The sequence below is a fragment of the Pseudidiomarina marina genome (genome assembly GCF_044807045.1).
GTDB classification, from domain to species: domain Bacteria; phylum Pseudomonadota; class Gammaproteobacteria; order Enterobacterales; family Alteromonadaceae; genus Pseudidiomarina; species Pseudidiomarina marina.
The window spans coordinates 989,780-1,009,073 of the sequence record NZ_CP085233.1 but is presented as its reverse complement, the minus strand read 5'-3'; the positions used below and the strand labels follow the sequence as shown (position 1 = coordinate 1,009,073).

The following is a 19,294-nucleotide window of genomic DNA, read 5'->3' as shown; positions in this document are numbered from 1 at the left end:
TTTGTCGCTATCTATTCGAGGTTTAGTTTAAGCCTAAACGCTCAAGCTCTTGTTCAACAACAACGCGTGGTACAGGAATGTAACCGTCTTTGTCGACAATTTCTTGACCAGTTTTTGACAGAACCATTTTCAAGAATTCTGCTGTTGCTGGGTCAAGTGGCTTGTTCGGGTGTTTGTTCACGTAAACGTACAAGAAGCGAGACAGTGGGTACTTACCAGCTAATGCGTTCTCGGTGCTTGCATCGATGAACTCTGAACCTTCTTCAACTGCTAATGGGACAGTTTTTACGCCAGAAGTCATGTAGCCGATGCCTGAGTAACCAATGGCGTTCAATGATGTTGAAACTGATTGAACCACTGACGCTGAACCTGGTTGTTCGTTCACATTGTTACGGAAATCACCGTCACACAATGCTACTTCTTTAAAGTAACCGTAGGTACCTGATACCGAATTACGACCGTAGATTTGCAAGTCACGGTTTTCCCAGCTACCAGTCAGACCTAAGTCGCCCCAACGGCGTACTTCTTCGTTAGCACCGCATAAACGAGTGCTCGAGAAGATAGCGTCAACTTGGGCAATAGTTAAACCTTCAATTGGGTTATCTTTGTGCGCGAATACAGCCAAAGCATCAATGGCAACACGAACCGGAGTTGGTTTGTAACCGTGGCGCTTTTCGAATGCTTCGATCTCTTTCGCTTTCATAGCGCGGCTCATTGGGCCAAAGTTCGAAGTACCTTCGGTTAATGCTGGTGGCGCAGTTGATGAGCCAGCGGCTTGAATTTGCATATTAACGTTAGGATATAAACGCTTAAATTCTTCCGACCAGAACGTCATCATGTTTGCCAACGTGTCTGAACCGACTGATGATAGGTTGCCTGAAAGACCACTTACTTTTTCATATTCAGGTAAGTCGTCAGTTGCTTTTTGTGCGCTTGCAGAGAAACTTAATAAACCTGCAACTGCAGCGGTAATTAATGCCGATTTGAATTTCATAATTGACTCCAATCGTGATGTTAAGCCGGTTAAAAACCGGCGGTTGTAATCAGTAACTGGAATCAAGTTTAGTTGGTCAATGTGACAGTATTGTGACATTTATGACAGAAGTGTCATTTTTTTATCACAAGTTCTTCAGAAATACGGAAAGAAAATTTCGAACCGCGACCTACAACCGAATCGATAAGCAATCGACTGTGGTGATGCTCTAGCGCCTGCTGAACAATCGCTAAGCCAAGCCCTGACCCGCCTTTCTTACTGTTGCGATCTTTATCAACACGATAAAAACGCTCGGTCAGGCGACCAACGTGCTCGGCTGGAATACCTGGACCGTTATCCTGTACTGAAAATTCAGCATCCTGCCCAACCATTTTCCAAGTTACTTTTATTTCGCCATGCGGCTGCGTGTAATGAATGGCATTGGTAATGAGATTTGAAAATACACTGCGTAATTCATCTTCTATGCCGTGAATATGAATGTCGGCAATATCAAACACCAACGCGTGCTGTTTTTCTTGGTTGAGGCGCTCGGCGTCATTCTTAATGACTTCGAGTAAACTCGGCACATTCACTGTACGTTCAAACATATCAGTTCGATGAACATCCATGCGCGACAGCGACAACAACTGGTCAACTAAGTTACGCATGCGCTCACTTTGTGCCTGCATGTCAGTAACGGCTTTCGTTAACATTGCAGGCGGCAATGAAGCCGGCTCATCGAGCATTTCCAAATAACCTTGCAGCACCGTTAACGGTGTTTTGAGTTCGTGCGATACGTTGGCGACGAAATCTTTGCGCATTTGCTCTAATTGTTTCAGCTGCGTCACATCACGCGCCATTAATAAGTATTGGTCGTCACTGTAGGGCATGATACGAATTTCGAGTTCAACATCTTCACGTACCGGCGATGGCAAATGAATATCTTCACTGAAATCGCCTTTTTGCAGGTAGGCAATAAATTCAGGGTGACGAATTAAATTTGAAAGGCGGATACCGGTGTCAGCAGGCCATTTAAGGCCGAAATAAAACTGGCCAAGTTTATTACACCAGATTAAGCCGCCATCTTTACGAAATACAATGGCCGCATCCGGAATGGCTTCTGAAGCTTCCCGAAAACGGCGTAGTAATCGGGCCAATGCGCGGCGACGCTGCTGACTGCGTCGTTGTGTACGATAAATACCATCGTAAATATAACTCCAGCTACCAGGCGCACTCGGAGGAAGCATGGTGCGGCGGTGCCAGAGCCAATCGACAAGTTTATATTGGTAGTAGTAATGCCAAACGACGAGTGTGATCAATGAAAGCGCTAATGTCGCCCAAAAATAGCCGAGCAACCAACCGAAAAAGCCTACTGGGACAATAAACCACAGTAGGCCTTTAAGAATAAATATAACGGAGTAACGACGATCCATGCTTAGCGGTGGCTCCGTTTAACTTTTTGAAAAACGATAGCCAACACCGCGTACGGTTTGCACCAAACGATCGTGTCCATGCGTTTCCAACGCCTTACGCAAACGGCGGATGTGAACATCGACAGTACGGTCTTCCACATACACGTTGGTTCCCCAAACATGATCTAATAACTGTTCACGACTATACACCCGATCAGGGTGCGTCATAAAGAAGTGCAGCAATTTAAATTCAGTGGGTCCCATATCGAGGCGGTCATTAAATGCAGTCACTCGATGCGATACCGGATCAAGACGCAATCCTTCAATCTCTAGTGGCTCGTCGAGTGCTGTCGGGGCGACGCGACGAAAAACAGCACGCATGCGCGCCATCAACTCTTTTGGTGAAAACGGTTTGGTCATGTAATCGTCTGCACCCACTTCAAGCCCCCGAACTTTGTCTTCTTCCTCTCCGCGAGCTGTAAGCATGATGATTGGAATTGCGCGGGTAAAGTCATCACCTTTTAACTTTTTCGCTAGTTGAATGCCTGAACCACCAGGAATCATCCAATCTAGCAAAATCATATCAGGGAATGGCTCGACTACTTTCTCAAGCGCCGACTGATAATCGCCGGCTTCTACCGCTTGATAGCCATGCTGTTCCATGACGAAGCTCAACATTTCACGAATCGGAGCTTCATCTTCAACAATCAGTATCTTTCTGGACATGTGCGTCACCTAATTTGTTACTAGCACGGCCGATTATCTAGATACTTTATGACACTTTTATGAAAACCAGCAAATTTGTGTCATTTATTTTAATTGAATGTCAATCCACACTAAACGATGGTCTGACGAAGCGCCTCTTGAACTCACTAGTTCTGCTTTCGGTTCACCGGCTGCGGGCCAGAACACACCGGATTGAATGAGTTCGATGCCAAACACCGATGGCAACACGTAATCGGCGCGCTTGCGCCAGCTTGCCGTATGCGTCGCTGCTTGCTGATTATCTGGTGTATGTTGCGCCCCGCCAACACTTGTTGGAGTTTTGTCAGCGTTGACTAACGAATGTTCTAGTAACTGTTCGATGGCTCCGGGAACATTATCTTCGCTTTCAATCGACGCATTTAAATCACCGGCAATCACGAACGCTTGTTTCTCACCAAGCCCCCCAGTTACGCCGTTATCATCGTAAATATAATCACTTAAATGCGGCTGAATGTAGTCGGCCCAAAACCGAATCTCATCGAAATTACGTCGACCATTACGATCTTCTTTACCATCAAAAACCGGCGGGGTTGGATGGCTCACCAATAGGTGCAAGTCGTGCCCATTCACGTCAATTGGCACATCCCAGTGCGACTTGGAGCTAAGACGAAACTCTTGCCATGCTTCGGCGCTGTAAAACGGCTCAGAGGTATTCGGATCGACCGGTGCCAACGCGCCCGGCATGTCTTTCCATTTGAATAACTGGAACGTGCGGACATCGTCGGTTTTGATTGGGTATTTGGATAAAACCACCATACCGTACTGTCCTGGGTACCAACCAAAACCCCATGCATCGTTGCCGGTGCCACTCGCCACGCCATCACCGCTTAAGTCATAAGGGCTCGGCACTCCGGTATTGACCGGCGCGAGATATACATAGGGATAATCGATTGGCGATTCACCGTTCTGACTTTGTTGGAGGTAATCATTTCTAAAAACGTTAATACCTTGATTGACATCAACATAATCAAATTCATTTAGCACCAACACATCGGGACGCGTGTGCTGAATAATTTCCGCAATAGCTTTAATCTGCGGATGCTGCTGTGCTAATGCATCCGTCAGGGCTGTTGCGCCTTGCTTCTGGACTTGTTCGTTCGTTAAATAATTACTGGCGTCCATGCTCACGTTAAAAGTAGCAACACGCAGTGAAACTGGTTCTGAAATTTTTTCTGGGGGCATATCGCATCCCGCAATCAATAGGGTAAGTATTGGAAAAATAAGGGCTGTATAGAATTTCATCGGTAGAGATGTTCCCGAGTTGGGGTTGCTGTGACAAGTTTCAAGAATAAAGGTTCAATTTAACCTGTGCAATCTATTCAGAAAGTGCGTAAAATATTGTCACATAAATGACACGTTTTCGTGAAAGAATCACACACGTGTCATCAAGGCGTAATAAATGCGGTATAGCTTTGGACCAAATTTAACTACAACCAACAACCCAGGAAAATAAAATGAGCACCTCAATGCGATTTTCGCGTACTGCCAGTGCGATTGCTGTGGCCTTAGGCCTAGCGTCAGGCGCTGCTGTTGCGCAAGATACTTCGTCATCTATGCGTGGTTTTATTGTCGGCCCTACTGGAGAAGGCGCGGCAAATACTAAAGTCATCATAGAACACGTTCCATCAGGCAGCCGTTTAGAAGTAACTACGGACGAAACCGGTAACTTCATTGCGAGCGGTCTACGTGTAGGCGGCCCATACCGAGTTACTCTTGATTCAGATGTATACCGCGATGCGACTTACTCTGAAGTGTTCCTTAAGCTAGGCGAAACTTATCGTTTAACTGCGCAGTTAGAAGCCAACAACGTTGAGCGTATCAGCGTTACTGGTACTGCGATTAACCCAACAAGCTTGAACAGTGGTTCTACAAGCTCGTTCGGTGAAGATAACATTCGCAACATGCCAACTTTCAACCGCGACTTGAAAGACATTATTCGCCAAAACCCACTAGCAGTTAACTTGGCTGATGAAGATAGCTCGTTGACTGTTGCTGGTAGCAACCCGAAATACAACTCAATTACTGTTGACGGTATCGGCCAGAACGATGACTTTGGTCTGAACAGCAACGGTTACCCAACTCAGCGTTCACCAATTTCTGTTGCAGCAGTAGAGCAATTGTCAATTGACGTTGTTCCTTTCTCAGCAAAAGACGGTGGATTCAGCGGCGCGAAAATCAACGCTGTAACGAAGTCTGGTACCAACGAATTCGAAGGCGAAGTATTCTATGAATACACGAGCGATTCATTAACTGGTAACCCAGAGCCTTCGCGTTACGAGCCAGATTCAGCAGCACCTGATTTAGACTTTTCTGAAAAGACTTGGGGCTTCGCAGTTGGCGGTCCTATTATTCAAGATAAGTTGTTCTTCTTCGTAAACTACGAGAAATATGAAGAGCCAAAATCAATCGAGCGTGGTCCGATTGGTGCAGCAGCAAACCAACAAGCTTCTGTAACTTCTGAAGAAGTTGATCAAATTACTCAAATCGCACGCGACGTTTATGGCGTTGACGTAGGTACTTGGAACACTAATCCAGTACAAGACGACGAGAAAATGTTGATCAAACTCGATTGGAACATCAACAACAACCACCGTGCAGCATTTACTTATCAGACAGCTGAAAGTAACGCGACAAACAACAACACTGGTAGCTCAAGCACTCTACCATTGTCTTCACGTTGGTATGACAAAAACGAAAAACTTGATGCCATGGCATTACAAGTTTACTCAAACTGGAACAGTAACTTCTCAAGTGATATCAAAATCTCACGTAAAGAAGTTGAAACGGCTCAAGCGCCATTACTTGGTTTGAACTTCGGTCAAGTGAACATCCGTACTGCGAACGGTACCGTACAAATCGGTCCTGACCAGTACCGTCACGCGAATGCTTTAGAAAATACCACCACTGAATTCCAGTTCAACGGTGAATATTTGCTTGGCGACCACGCGATTGGTTTCGGTTACGAGTATGAAGAAGTCGAAATCTTCAACTTGTTCGTTCCGCAGTCTTTGGGTGTTTGGGATTTCGATACTATCGAAGACTTCCAAAACCAAGAAGCAAGCTTCTTCTCATATCGTAACGCGTTTACTAACAACGCGAACGACGGCGCTGCAAGCTTAACTCCAGCTACTCACGCATTCTATATCGAAGATACTTGGTCACCAACTTGGGACCTCGAAGTAAGCTACGGTTTACGTTACGAGCGTCAATCAGTTGACGGTTCACCACGCTACAACCAAAACTTCGAAGATCGTTACGGCTTTGCTAACACTGAAAACTTAGACGGTCGTGATATCTGGATGCCGCGTGCTGGCTTCAAATATCAGTTGAACGACAACTATCGTTTACGTGGTGGCTTCGGTCGCTATGCCGGTGGTCGTCCAAATGTTTGGATCTCAAACGCTTACTCAGTTGACGGCGTAACAGTTGTTGACGCGCCAAGTTCAGTAACTGAAGGTTATTACTCAGGTGCTGACATCACGACGATTCCACAAGAAGTTCGTGATAGCTTGACTGCTGGTGACGGTAACACAACACCAATCGATCCAAACTTCGAATTACCAAACGAATGGCGTTACAGCTTAGCGCTTGATTACGAGGGAAGCCTTGGTTTCTTAGGTGATGACTGGTACGCAAGTGCTGAATACATCCGTACTCGTAAGCAAAACGATGTTCGCTGGGTTGATTTAGCGCGTCGTCCATTAACTGATGCTGATGGCAACGTGGTAACTACCTCTGACGGCGGTCGTATTATCTATGTAGTTGACGATCCGTTAGATGACTTTACCCCAACTGAAATCGGTGAATTCGGTGGTGTTAACCGCTATGACGTATTACTGACTAACGGCTACGGCGGTAACAGCAACATTTACACCTTCTCACTTGGTAAAGCGTTTGAGAACGGTTTCACATTGAACACTTCATACACTCACCAAGACGTGAATGAAGCGGTTAACGGTGGTTCTTCGCAGGCAGCATCGAACTATCAATATGTGACAGCGCTTGACCGTCAAAACCCATTACCTGCAACTGCTGGTTATGAAATTGAGCACCGTTTTGTTGTAACCGCTCAATACAGCACTGAGTTCTTTGAAGGCTATGAGTCGAAATTCTCAATGTTCTTCGAGCGTGTATCAGGTCGTCCATTTAGCTACGTTATGAGCTCATTCCGTGACTCTGACTTAGGTGACCAATCATCGTTCAACAGCTCAAGCCAGTACTTGGTATACATCCCAACTGGTGCTGATGACCCGAACGTTGTATACAGCGGTGGTTTGACTTATGACGATTTGGCACAAATCATTGCTGACAAGGGTCTTGAGCAATACGCTGGCGGCTACACTGGTCGTAACGAAGCGCGTGGTCCATGGAACACCAACATCGACTTCCGCTTTGAGCAAGAGCTTCCTGGTTTGTGGGAAGGTCACACCGGTGCTGTGTATCTTGACGTGAAAAACGTGGTTGCATTGTTCGATAAAGATGCAGCGCAACAACACGTTATCCCGTTTGCTGATACAACCCAAGGTATCGTTGACTTCGGTGGTTTAACTGACGAAGGTCAATACATCTATGCGCCAGTATTCGGCGGCTTAGATGACTATGCACCGACTCGCTATCGTGCAGAAGCTTCAACTTGGCAAGTTAAAGTGGGTATCCGCTACAACTTCTAAGCGAAAAGCTTAAAAAGCATAGAAAGCCCTCGCATCTGCGGGGGCTTTTTTTTATGATGCGCACACGTTCATTCAGTTGAAGAAGCTTATGGATCACGAGTTTTACATGCAGCGTGCACTCGATCTTGCCGCAATTGCGGCGGAGCAGTACGACGAAGTACCCGTTGGCGCAGTGCTAGTTTTAAATGACGAGATTATTGGAGAGGGTTTTAATCAAGTCATCACTCTCAATGATCCGTCGGCTCATGCCGAAGCGCAGGCCATTCGTGCTGCTGGCAAGCACCTAGGCAACTATCGCTTAGTTGATACCACACTTTATGTAACACTAGAGCCGTGCGCGATGTGTGCGGGGCTAATGACTCATGCGCGCGTGAAAACTTTAGTTTATGGTGCCACAGACCCGCGTACTGGGGCTGCCGGAACGGCTATTGAGGTGATTAATCACCCCAGCATGAATCATAAGATAGAAGTAATTAGTGGTGTATTGGCCGACGAGTGTGGCGATATTTTGCGACAGTTTTTTCGAAAACGCCGATAAATTGTGAATTCAAAAAGAAAGCCCGGCATGAAGCCGGGCTTTGCATTTGTGTTTACTTAACCTAAGTAAACGCGTGCGTTGCGGAACATACGCATCCAAGGGCTATCTTCACCCCACTCATCTGGATGCCAGCTATTCGCAACGGTACGGAACACGCGCTCTGGATGCGGCATCATAATCGATACACGCCCATCTTTCGTGGTTAGCCCCGTAATACCTTCTGGCGAGCCGTTCGGGTTCGCCGGGTACGTTGCGGCAACATCACCTCTATTGTTGATATAACGCATGGTGACTAAGCCTTCGGCATTTACTGTCGCAAGGTCATTCCCTTTAAACTCGGCACGGCCTTCACCATGTGATACCGCAATCGGCATCCGTGAACCAGCCATCCCTTCAAAGAACAACGAGTTGTTCTTTTGCACTTCGACTAAACTAAAGCGCGCTTCAAAACGCTCCGAACGGTTAGTGACAAAGTGTGGCCAGGCTTCTGCACCAGGAATCAGCTCTTTCAAGTTTGATAGCATCTGACAGCCGTTACACACACCTAAAGCAAAGGTTTTGTTGCGTTCAAAGAAAGCTGCAAATTCATCGCGTGCGCGGCTATTAAACAGAATTGATTTCGCCCAGCCTTCACCTGCTCCCAATACGTCACCGTATGAGAAACCACCACAAGCAACAAGACCGTTAAATTTCTCGAGGCTCACACGACCACTTAAAATATCGCTCATGTGCACGTCGATAGCTGCAAAACCAGCGCGATCAAATGCCGCGGCCATTTCAACGTGAGAGTTAACGCCCTGCTCGCGCAAGATAGCAACCATTGGGTCGCGACCTGTGTTGATATATGGTGCAGCAACATCTTCGCTCACATCAAAACTCAAGTCAGCGAATAAGCCAGGGTCATTTAAGTTCTGCTTCGCTTCAAATTCTTCGTCAGCGCACGCTGGGTTATCGCGCAAACGCTGCATTTGATGGGTTGTTTCAGCCCAAATCGCACGATAATGACTGCGCAGATGCGCTAGCACTTCTTCGCCGTTACGGTTAAAGCGTACGACATCTTCGCGCACGGGACGACCAATAACATGCACACAGTCTTCCAGACCATGTTCGGCGTATACGGACATCACCTGCTCAAGATCTTCGACGCTAACTTGTACAACGGCGCCAAGCTCCTCGCTGAACAATGCCGCTAAGTCGTCGTCGCCTAAATTATCGAGCGCTACTTCAACACCACAATGACCAGCAAACGCCATTTCAGCAACGGTTGTAAACAAACCGCCATCAGAGCGATCGTGATACGCCATTAGCTTCTTGCCATGAACAAGCTGTTGCGTAGCATCGAAAAAGCCTTTCAATGTTTCTGCGCTATCAACATCAGGGGTGACATCACCAAGCTGGCGATAAACTTGTGCTAGCGCAGAGCCACCAAGGCGGTTCTTGCCACGACCTAAGTCAATTAACACGAGCTTGCTATCGCCTTTATCCATGCGCAGTTGTGGTGTCAGTGTGCGACGTACATCGCGAACCCGACCAAAAGCCGTGATCACTAGGCTTAATGGCGCAGTGACTGCTTTAGAGCCTTCGTTGTCTTGCCACTGGGTTTTCATCGACATGGAGTCTTTACCCACTGGAATCGTAATACCGAGCGCCGGACACAGCTCTTCACCAACGGCTTTCACGGCTTCATATAAACCCGCGTCTTCGCCAGGGTGACCAGCTGCAGCCATCCAGTTTGCTGACAATTTAACGAATTTCAAATCGCCAATATCTGCCGCGGCAATATTAGTCAGCGACTCGCCCACTGCCATGCGCGCCGAAGCGGCGTAATTCAATAATGCCAATGGTGTCCGTTCACCCATCGCCATCGCTTCACCCGCATAGGTGTCGTAACTTGCCGCGGTTACCGCAACGTCAGCCACCGGAATCTGCCACGGACCAACCATTTGGTCACGTGCAACCAAGCCAGTTACCGTGCGGTCACCAATGGTAATTAAGAACGTTTTCTCGGCAATTGCTGGTAAACGTAATAAACGTTTCGCTGCTTCATTTAACTTAATCCCGTCGCGCTCAATCGCTTCACCCTGAGCTTGCTGAGAAGCCACATTGCGATGCATTTTCGGCGGTTTACCGAGCAACACGTTCAGCGGTAAATCAATTGGTTTGTTACCAAAGTGCTCGTCAGTTAGCGTTAAATGTTCAGCTTCTGTCGCCTCGCCAATCACTGCAAACGGTGCGCGCTCGCGCTTACAAATCTCTTCAAATACGTCCATGCGATCTGGCGCAATCGCCATCACATAACGCTCTTGAGATTCGTTACACCAGATTTCTAGCGGTGACATGCCCGGTTCGTCGTTTGGCACTTTGCGGAGTTCGAAGTTACCACCGCGACCACCGTCGCTCACCAGTTCTGGCATTGCGTTCGACAAACCGCCAGCACCTACGTCATGAATAAACGCAATTGGGTTCTTGTCGCCAAGCTGCCAACAACGGTCAATCACTTCTTGGCAGCGACGCTCCATTTCGGGGTTGTCACGCTGTACTGAGGCGAAATCAAGATCTTCACTCGAGGTACCTGAAGTCATTGACGATGCGGCACCGCCACCTAAGCCGATATTCATGGCTGGCCCGCCTAAAACAACTAATTTCGCGCCAACCGGAATTTCACCTTTCTCAACATGCTGCTCACGAATATTACCCATACCGCCAGCAATCATAATTGGCTTGTGATAGCCGCGAATCTCTTCGCCATTGTGGCTGTTTACTTTCTCTTCATAGGTACGGAAGTAGCCCGTTAATGCAGGACGACCGAACTCGTTATTAAACGCTGCCCCACCTAAAGGGCCTTCAAGCATGATGTCGAGAGCGGTCACAATACGGTCAGGCTTGCCGAAGTCTTCTTCCCAAGGCTGTTCAAACCCTGGAATGCGTAAGTTCGATACACTAAAACCAACCAAGCCAGCTTTTGGCTTCGAACCACGTCCTGTTGCGCCTTCGTCACGAATTTCACCGCCAGAGCCTGTGGCAGCACCTGGATATGGCGAAATAGCAGTTGGGTGGTTGTGCGTTTCAACCTTCATCAAAATATGAACAGGCTCGTGGAAGTAGCTGTACTCTCCCGCTGCACTGGTTCCAGCTGGATACGGATAGAAGCGTCCCGCCTCCGATCCAACCATAACCGCCGCGTTATCTTTGTATGCTGAAAGTACGTTGTCAGGCGTTACTTCGAAGGTGTTTTTGATCATCTTGAACAACGATTTCAGTTGTTCCTGACCATCAATGGTCCAATCGGCGTTAAAGATTTTATGACGACAATGCTCTGAGTTGGCTTGCGCGAACATATACAGTTCAATGTCATTCGGATTACGCTTCAGCGCGCTAAAGTTTTCAAAGAGATAATCAATTTCATCATCAGCAAGCGCTAGGCCCATGTCGATATTTGCGCGTTGCAATGCTTCTCGGCCACCCTGCAAAATATCGATGCTTTTCAGTTCCGCGGGTTCAGCCTCGTGGAACAATACCTTGGCATCATCAAGATCGCGCAGCACCATTTCGGTCATGCGGTCATGAATCAGTGCGGCGGCTTGTTGCAGTTGAGCTTCGGTTAAATCACCTGACAAATAATAGGCAATACCGCGTTCAATGCGGTGAATTTGCGTTAATCCACAGTTGTGCGCAATGTCTGTTGCTTTTGATGACCATGGCGAAATGGTGCCTTGCCGTGGTATCACAACCAATAATTGCCCTTCAGGAATGTGCGCCGCCAAGGCTGGTCCATAGGTCAATAATTTGGTGAGAACTGTCGTCGCCTCATCGTCGAGCGTCTGTTCTACATCAACAAAATGCATAAACTCGGCATAGACTTCTGCTACCGGCAGTTCAGCATTTTGCAGGCGCTGCAATAATTTCTCAGTTCGAAATTCAGACAAAGCGGGGGCACCGCGTACTATTTCCACAGACATGTCTCCAAAAATTATTGGGGTGATTTATTCTTTCTCAGTTAAACGAAACCACTTTTGCCGACGCTCGGTTTGCAAGTGGCGTTGTTTACGTAACCAGGCGCGGCGACGCTCTGGCGATACTAATCGACGATTCTTATTGCGCATTAATTGACTCCATCACCGCTTCCTTCAGGAACCGTGATTTCCATAGGTTTGGCTGGAATCCTTCCCCGATTATCGAGCCACACCAAGGTGTCGTAATAGCGACGTATGTTCCCTACGTATCGCACCGGTTCATCACCACGTGCAAACCCAAAACGAGTTTGTCGATAAAATTGTTTTTGTCTTAGTAAAGGTAGACGTTTTCGCACATCAATCCAGCGATCGGCATCACCGCCTTGCTGCTGTGTTAGAATTCGAGCATCTTCTAAATGGCCATAGCCAATATTATACGCTGCTAGCGCAAACCAAATGCGATCCGGTTCGGGAATTCGTGCCGGAATACGCTGCAGCATTCGCTCAAAATAGCGCGCGCCACCTTGAATACTTTGCTCTGGATTCAAGCGACTCGTAACACCCATTGCTTTTGCGGTTGGCAACGTCAACATCATCATGCCACGTACGCCTGTCGGCGAGATAGCACGTGGATTCCATAAGCTTTCTTGATAACTAATCGCCGCTAGCAAACGCCAATCGAGTGCACCCGCATGTTTCTCAAAAACATCCCGATATTTCGGCAGCACGGTTTGCACGGCACTAATAAATAAACTGGTATCAACATAATTGAAGCTGGCGACGTGACCGAAATGTTGGTCCAGAAGTTGCGATAGTTGCCCTGAATGACGGAGGTTGCCGAAAAAAGAAATGACTTCGGAATACAAGGAGGCGTCGACTTGCTTGTTCAGTAGCCAAGCAATATCCACATCGTCGCGAACGGTAAAAGCGACACTTAGGTTCGGGTAATAACGACGCTGAACATCTAATGTATTGCTGTCCGCAATGGTATAAGCAATATCGCCTTCGGCCACTTGGCGCAGTAATTCGCTGGCATCATGGTTATCGGTCGCGCGCCATTGAAGCTCTGGATAATCGTCTTGTATTTGCTGCAACCAGTCATGGTGGCTTGAGCCTTCGACTACAACGAGCTCAGCCTCGAGTTCTTCAAGGTTTCGCGGTCGCTCACGTGCGCCTTGCTTAAACACAATACGTTGTGAGATTTCAAAATATGGCGGTCCAAAGCGAAAGCGTTGTTCGCGCTGACTGGTACGGTTTAATCCGGCCGCTAATACATCAACTTCGCCGGATTCAAGTAAATCTAAGACATTCTTGACGTTGTAGCGTGACACCATCTCCACTTCAACGCCAATTTCTTCAGCAAATTGCTTGGCAAGCACATACTCAATACCCGCTTCACCTTCGGCGTCGAGGTAATAACTGGTTGGTCCGAGTAAAGTCCCTACCCGCAATACGCCGCGCTCTTTAATAGCGTCAAGCTGGCTCGGCTGCGGCTCGGGCGCACACCCGAGCAACAAACCTACTATGAACCAGCTTAATAGCCACTTAAGCACGTATTATTCCCATTCAATCGTAGCCGGTGGTTTACCTGAAATATCGTAAACCACACGTGAAATACCATCGATTTCGTTGATAATACGGTTAGATACTTTCTCGAGCAATTCATATGGCAAATGAGCCCAACGCGCCGTCATAAAATCGATGGTTTCTACGGCTCGTAGCGCAATCACCCAATCGTACTTACGCGCATCGCCCATCACGCCAACCGAACGCACCGGTAAGAACACCGCAAAGGCCTGACTGACATCATGATAAATACCGGCGTTGCGTAGTTCACTGATAAAGATGTGATCAGCGCGACGTAATAAATCACAGTATTCTTTCTTCACTTCGGCCAGAACGCGCACACCAAGGCCTGGGCCCGGGAATGGATGGCGATATAACATGTCGTAGGGTAAGCCAAGCTCAAGACCAATTTTACGCACTTCATCTTTGAACAGTTCGCGTAATGGCTCAACGAGGCTGAGTTTCATGTCTTCTGGCAAGCCACCCACGTTGTGGTGCGACTTAATGACATGTGCTTTACCGGTTTTCGAGCCTGCCGACTCAATAACATCTGGATAAATGGTGCCTTGCGCCAAAAATGATACGTCTTTGATGCGGCTCGCTTGCTCGTCGAAAATTTCGATAAATACGCGACCAATGATTTTACGTTTTGCTTCTGGATCTTTTTCGCCAGCAAGAGCATCAAGAAAACGATTTTCTGCGTCAACATGAACAATGTTCAAACCATAATGGTCGCCGAACATTTCCATCACTTGCTCAGCTTCTTGCCAACGCAACAAGCCATTATCGACAAATACGCAGGTAAGCTGATCGCCAATGGCACGATGCAATAACATCGCAGTCACTGAGCTATCAACGCCGCCAGAAAGTCCAAGAACAACTTTCTGATTGCCAACTTGCTCGCGAATGCGGGCTACTGCGTCATCGATAATGTGTGCCGGCGTCCAATTCGTTTCGCACTCACAAATCTCCACCACAAAGTGTTCAAGCATACGCATGCCTTGACGCGTATGAGTTACTTCTGGGTGAAATTGCACGCCATAGAAATCACGTTTGTCGTCAGCCATAGCGGCGATAGGGCATGTCGGCGTTTGCGCGACAATATCAAAGCCTTCTGGTGCTTCAATTACTTTGTCGCCGTGGCTCATCCACACATCTAGCAACGGATTACCATTTTCGTGCACACTGTCTTCAATGTGATGGAATAACGGACATGGCGCAATGCGCTCAACTTGGGCATAACCGAATTCACGTTCGAGTGAACCTTGAACTTTACCACCAAGTTGCTCGGCCATGGTTTGCATACCGTAGCAAATACCGAATACTGGTACGCCAGCTTCAAACACATATTCAGGCGCACGCGGTGAGTTTGCTTCAGTAACTGACTCAGGACCACCTGACAAAATAATGCCGTTTGGTTTAAAGTTTTTGATATCTTCCGCGCTGACGTCCCACGCCCATAATTCACAGTAGACACCTAGTTCACGAATTCGGCGAGCAATTAACTGCGTGTACTGCGAGCCGAAATCTAAAATCAATATACGATGTGCATGAATATCTTGCATGTTGGCTTAACCCATCCGGTAGTTAGGTGCTTCTTTAGTGATTTGCACGTCGTGTACATGTGACTCGCCCATTCCCGCAGCGGTTACTTTGACAAACTGCGGTTTAGTGCGCATCTCTTTCATATTGGCGCAACCGGTTAGGCCCATTGCAGAGCGTAATCCACCCATTTGCTGGTGAATAATGGTCGCAATTGGTCCTTTGTAAGCAACGCGGCCTTCTATGCCTTCAGGAACAAGTTTTTCAGCTTCGTTGGTCGCTTGGAAGTAACGGTCTGATGAACCATGACGTTGATTCATTGCACCGATACTGCCCATGCCACGATATGATTTGTAGTAGCGACCTTGGTACAGCTCAACTTCACCTGGCGATTCTTCGGTACCAGCAAGCATACTGCCCACCATCACGCAGTCAGCGCCTGCAGCAATCGCTTTCGCGATATCACCTGAGTATCGGATACCACCGTCAGCGATAACTGGAATGTTGGTGCCTTTTAACGCATCAACGGCGTCAGAAATGGCCGTAATTTGTGGCACGCCGCAACCTGTAACAATACGCGTAGTACAAATTGAACCTGGGCCAATTCCTACTTTCACGGCATCAACGCCAGCATCAGCCAAGGCTTTCGCGCCAGCGCCAGTCGCCACGTTACCCGCAATGATCTGTAAATCAGGATAGGTTTTACGTGCCCAAGTCACACGATCGATAACGCCTTGCGAATGACCATGTGAGGTATCGATGAGTAGCACGTCAACACCGGCATCAACCAATGCTTCTACACGCTCTTCAGTGCCTGGACCAACGCCAACCGCTGCGCCTACGCGTAAACGACCAAGTTCGTCTTTACAGGCGTTTGGTTTATTTTCTGCTTTAGTAAAATCTTTCAGGGTGATCATGCCGCGCAAGTGAAACGCATCGTCAACGACTAGAATTTTTTCAATTCGGTGTTGATGCATGAGGTTAAGAATTTCTTCGCTCTGCGCGTTTTCTTTCACCGTAATAAGCTTATCTTTTTGCGTCATAATCGAGCTAACCAGTCGATTATCATCACGCTCAGCGCGTGTGTCGCGGCCGGTGATGATGCCGACCAGTTCACCAGATTTCTCAACGACTGGGAAACCATGGAAGCCGTGCTCGACTGCTAACGCACGAATTTCGCCAAGCGTGGTGTCTGGGCTAACCGTAATTGGGTCTGAAACCATGCCACTTTCGTATTTTTTCACTTTACGAACGTGCGCAGCTTGCTCAGCAATGGTCATATTCTTGTGAATGAAACCTAAGCCACCTTCTTGCGCTAGAGCAATTGCGAGCGCAGCTTCGGTGACGGTATCCATTGCAGCGGAAACCATTGGAATATTGAGTTCAATTGAACGCGTTAAGCGCGTACGCAAGTCCGCAGTATGTGGTAAAACGGTTGAATGTCCAGGGACGAGCAAAACGTCGTCAAAGGTAAGGGCTTCTTGAGCAATTCGTAGCATGGCAACATCTCACTGGCTGACTTAATGTTGCGGGCAGATTTTACTCGCAAACGGCTTTTCAGTAAACTGATTTTTTCAATTCTTACCGAGGTTTTATCATGCAACAACCGCACATATTTACGGTCTTTGGTCTCAACACCGAGGTAAGACAGGTTCTTGAGCAAGGCTTCGGTTCAATTTGGCTGGTTGGTGAAATTTCAAACTTTGCCGCGCCAGGCTCTGGGCATTGGTATTTTACCCTAAAAGATGAGCGTGCGCAGATTAAAGCGGCGATGTTCCGAAATGCGAATCAACGCGTCAAAATACGGCCGCAACACGGAATGCAAGTGTTGGTCCGGGCCAAACTCACTGTTTATGAACCGCGCGGTGACTATCAATTAATTATTGAGCACATGGAAGATGCCGGTGCTGGGTTGCTGCAGCAAAAATACGAACAACTCAAAGCAAAACTGCAAGCCGAAGGTCTTTTTGATCCAGAACATAAACAACCATTACCGGAAACCATAAAGCGAGTTGGCGTGATCACGTCGCCAACTGGCGCTGCCGTGCGAGATATTCTAGCGGTGCTAAAACGCCGTGACCCTAGTATTGAAGTCATCATTTATCCGAGTTCTGTGCAGGGCCAAGCCGCAACTGGCGAACTATTGAACATGCTGCAGCGCGCGGTAATGCGTAATGAAGTGGATGTATTGATTATGGCTCGCGGTGGCGGCTCATTAGAGGATTTATGGTGCTTTAACGATGAGCAACTCGCCTATGCCTTGCATAGTTGCCCGCTGCCGACTATTTCAGCTGTTGGTCATGAAGTTGATTTCACTATTTGTGACTTTGTCGCTGATGTGCGTGCCCCAACCCCTTCGGCTGCTGCGGAACTAGTCAGTCGCGATCAACGCGAAACGCTCGCCCGCATTCAACATTTGAGTCATCGTGTTGAGCAAGCTTGGACGCGTCATTATCGCCAGCAACTGCAATATCAAGCGCATTTGTCTCAGCGTTTGCAGCAACAACATCCGCAACGCCAGTTACAACAAAATGGTCAGCGCTTAGACGAATTGGCAATTCGCACGCAAAATGCCCTGCGACGCTACCTGCAACAGGCTAAAAGTAACCAAATTCAATTACATTCACGGTTAACCAACGTTCACCCAGAGCGCCGAATTGCGCCGCTGAAACAGCAGCAGCAACAATTACAACAACGCCTAAACCTTTCTATCAAGCAGTTGTTGAAGCAACAACACCAGCGTTTTCAGTCACTCACACAAGGTTTGCACATGGTGAGTCCACTGCAAACTATCGAGCGCGGCTATGCCGTGGTGCGCAAAGATGACGGAAGTTTAGTACGTAGCCCGAAGCAATTGACTCAGGGCGAAGCGTTTCAAGTGCGGGTTGCCGAAGGTGAGTTTACGGCAACAAAAACTGAATAAGGGCGTACCACAACGGCAGTGTGATAAAACATAACAGCACGCCATAACCGACAATGGCAGCCGACAACGTCGGCGCCAACCCTGCCATAATCGCCAGCGCGCCAGCTGAAATCATCGCAGGCATCGCGGCCTCCATAATCGTTACTTGTACCGCCAGTTGCTCAAGTCCAAAACCGTAAAGCACCGCGAGAGCAATTATCGGCGTAGCGATGAGCTTTAACCCAAGCGCCCAATAAAGGGGACCACGATCTTCCTGTGGTAGCCTGAACTTCAACTGAAAGCCAACCGCCACCATGATCACCGGCACCAAAGTGATTGCTAGTGAATCAATAAACTGACTCATTACCTGTGGGTATTCAATACCGCGCAGCAGTAGTGCAATCACTAACGCCACAAATGGTGGAAATTTCGCTATCCGCAGCGCTATTGCGCCAGCACTCGGTCGTTTCGCTTCAGAGCCTGATTCATGGCTGTAAATTGCAGCAATAATGGTCGCGTAAATTGATAAAATAAAGAACGAACCAAGCTGGTCGTAAAGTAGCGCGTATGGAATACCCTCAGGGCCAAAAAACGCCTCAACCATCGGAAATCCAACAAACGACGTGTTTCCTAACGGCACCACAATCAACATGGCACCAGTAGTCATTCGCGACCAATTGAGCCACTTACTCAAACCCAGCAATACCGGCACGGTCACCGCAAGTAGCAACCATGGCATCAAGGCCGGATACAATAGTTCTTGGCCGAAAGTTAGACTTGGAATTTTCTGTAGGACAACCGCTGGTAATGCGACGTAAATCACATAAGCGTTAAGAATTTGTCCGGTATTTTGCGGGAATTGTCGGCTACGTTGCAGCAATAAGCCAATAACAACGTAACCGGCAATAAAGATGAAGTTGGCCATCGTAACGGTGCATTCCAAGTTGCATCAATAAGATGGCCGTATTGTAAC

Annotated in this window: 12 protein-coding genes; 3 read left to right on the top strand and 9 right to left on the bottom strand. The window is 47.8% G+C overall.

The window, feature by feature from the left end; translation table 11 throughout:
* Nucleotides 1–22 precede the first annotated feature (22 nt).
* From LG272_RS04765 to LG272_RS04750, 4 genes are all read right to left on the bottom strand, one after another.
* Complete coding sequence (locus LG272_RS04765) at nt 23–994, bottom strand: PstS family phosphate ABC transporter substrate-binding protein (RefSeq protein WP_126760258.1); 972 nt, start codon at nt 992–994, stop codon at nt 23–25.
* Nucleotides 995–1,107: 113 nt separating this feature from the next.
* Nucleotides 1,108–2,406: a phosphate regulon sensor histidine kinase PhoR gene (phoR, locus tag LG272_RS04760; RefSeq protein WP_404409850.1), complete on the bottom strand. Its 1,299-nt coding sequence runs from the start codon at nt 2,404–2,406 to the stop codon at nt 1,108–1,110.
* 18 nt (nt 2,407–2,424) lie between these two features.
* Entirely contained in the window at nt 2,425–3,111 is a 687-nt protein-coding gene (gene phoB / locus LG272_RS04755) for a phosphate regulon transcriptional regulator PhoB (protein WP_126760260.1), read from the bottom strand.
* Between the two features lie 84 nt (nt 3,112–3,195).
* Nucleotides 3,196–4,332, bottom strand: a complete 1,137-nt coding sequence (locus tag LG272_RS04750) for an endonuclease/exonuclease/phosphatase family protein (protein ID WP_404409849.1) — start codon at nt 4,330–4,332, stop codon at nt 3,196–3,198.
* Nucleotides 4,333–4,604: 272 nt separating this feature from the next.
* On the opposite strand from LG272_RS04750, the gene LG272_RS04745 reads away from it, so the two are divergent.
* Together LG272_RS04745 and tadA are read left to right on the top strand one after the other, a co-directional pair.
* Entirely contained in the window at nt 4,605–7,820 is a 3,216-nt protein-coding gene (locus LG272_RS04745) for a TonB-dependent receptor domain-containing protein (protein WP_404409848.1), read from the top strand.
* Between the two features lie 88 nt (nt 7,821–7,908).
* A complete protein-coding gene (tadA, locus tag LG272_RS04740) occupies nt 7,909–8,358 on the top strand; it encodes a tRNA adenosine(34) deaminase TadA (protein WP_404409847.1) in 450 nt (149 codons plus the stop codon).
* 56 nt (nt 8,359–8,414) lie between these two features.
* Here the strand turns inward: tadA and purL are convergent, their stop codons facing one another.
* The 4 genes from purL to guaB all read right to left on the bottom strand — a co-directional run bounded on the left by purL (nt 8,415) and on the right by guaB (nt 16,918).
* On the bottom strand, nt 8,415–12,311 hold the full coding sequence (gene purL, locus LG272_RS04735; RefSeq protein ID WP_404409846.1) for a phosphoribosylformylglycinamidine synthase: 3,897 nt from the start codon (nt 12,309–12,311) through the stop codon (nt 8,415–8,417).
* Nucleotides 12,312–12,460: 149 nt separating this feature from the next.
* Nucleotides 12,461–13,864: a membrane-bound lytic murein transglycosylase MltF gene (gene mltF, locus LG272_RS04730; RefSeq protein ID WP_404409845.1), complete on the bottom strand. Its 1,404-nt coding sequence runs from the start codon at nt 13,862–13,864 to the stop codon at nt 12,461–12,463.
* 3 nt (nt 13,865–13,867) lie between these two features.
* The gene (gene guaA / locus LG272_RS04725) at nt 13,868–15,442 is read right to left on the bottom strand and encodes a glutamine-hydrolyzing GMP synthase (RefSeq protein WP_126760265.1); all 1,575 of its coding nucleotides are present in this window, start codon (nt 15,440–15,442) and stop codon (nt 13,868–13,870) included.
* Between the two features lie 6 nt (nt 15,443–15,448).
* On the bottom strand, nt 15,449–16,918 hold the full coding sequence (gene guaB / locus LG272_RS04720) for an IMP dehydrogenase (protein WP_404409844.1): 1,470 nt from the start codon (nt 16,916–16,918) through the stop codon (nt 15,449–15,451).
* Nucleotides 16,919–17,016: 98 nt separating this feature from the next.
* Between guaB and xseA the strand changes: the two genes are divergently transcribed.
* Complete coding sequence (gene xseA, locus LG272_RS04715; protein WP_404409843.1) at nt 17,017–18,342, top strand: exodeoxyribonuclease VII large subunit; 1,326 nt, start codon at nt 17,017–17,019, stop codon at nt 18,340–18,342.
* Here the strand turns inward: xseA and LG272_RS04710 are convergent.
* Nucleotides 18,320–19,246 carry an AEC family transporter gene (locus tag LG272_RS04710; protein ID WP_404409842.1) on the bottom strand — a complete coding sequence of 309 codons (927 nt, stop codon included), beginning with the start codon at nt 19,244–19,246 and terminating at the stop codon, nt 18,320–18,322. The genes xseA and LG272_RS04710 overlap by 23 nt on opposite strands.
* Nucleotides 19,247–19,294 lie beyond the last annotated feature (48 nt).

Excerpts from the sequence above, each read along its gene's own strand:
- LG272_RS04765 (WP_126760258.1), bottom strand. The coding sequence starts at position 994 with ATGAAATTCAAATCGGCATTAATTACCGCTGCAGTTGCAGGTTTATTA.
- phoR (WP_404409850.1), bottom strand. The coding sequence starts at position 2,406 with ATGGATCGTCGTTACTCCGTTATATTTATTCTTAAAGGCCTACTGTGG.
- phoB (WP_126760260.1), bottom strand. The coding sequence starts at position 3,111 with ATGTCCAGAAAGATACTGATTGTTGAAGATGAAGCTCCGATTCGTGAA.
- LG272_RS04750 (WP_404409849.1), bottom strand. The coding sequence starts at position 4,332 with ATGCCCCCAGAAAAAATTTCAGAACCAGTTTCACTGCGTGTTGCTACT.
- LG272_RS04745 (WP_404409848.1), top strand. The coding sequence starts at position 4,605 with ATGAGCACCTCAATGCGATTTTCGCGTACTGCCAGTGCGATTGCTGTG.
- tadA (WP_404409847.1), top strand. The coding sequence starts at position 7,909 with ATGGATCACGAGTTTTACATGCAGCGTGCACTCGATCTTGCCGCAATT.
- guaA (WP_126760265.1), bottom strand. The coding sequence starts at position 15,442 with ATGCAAGATATTCATGCACATCGTATATTGATTTTAGATTTCGGCTCG.
- guaB (WP_404409844.1), bottom strand. The coding sequence starts at position 16,918 with ATGCTACGAATTGCTCAAGAAGCCCTTACCTTTGACGACGTTTTGCTC.
- xseA (WP_404409843.1), top strand. The coding sequence starts at position 17,017 with ATGCAACAACCGCACATATTTACGGTCTTTGGTCTCAACACCGAGGTA.
- LG272_RS04710 (WP_404409842.1), bottom strand. The coding sequence starts at position 19,246 with ATGGCCAACTTCATCTTTATTGCCGGTTACGTTGTTATTGGCTTATTG.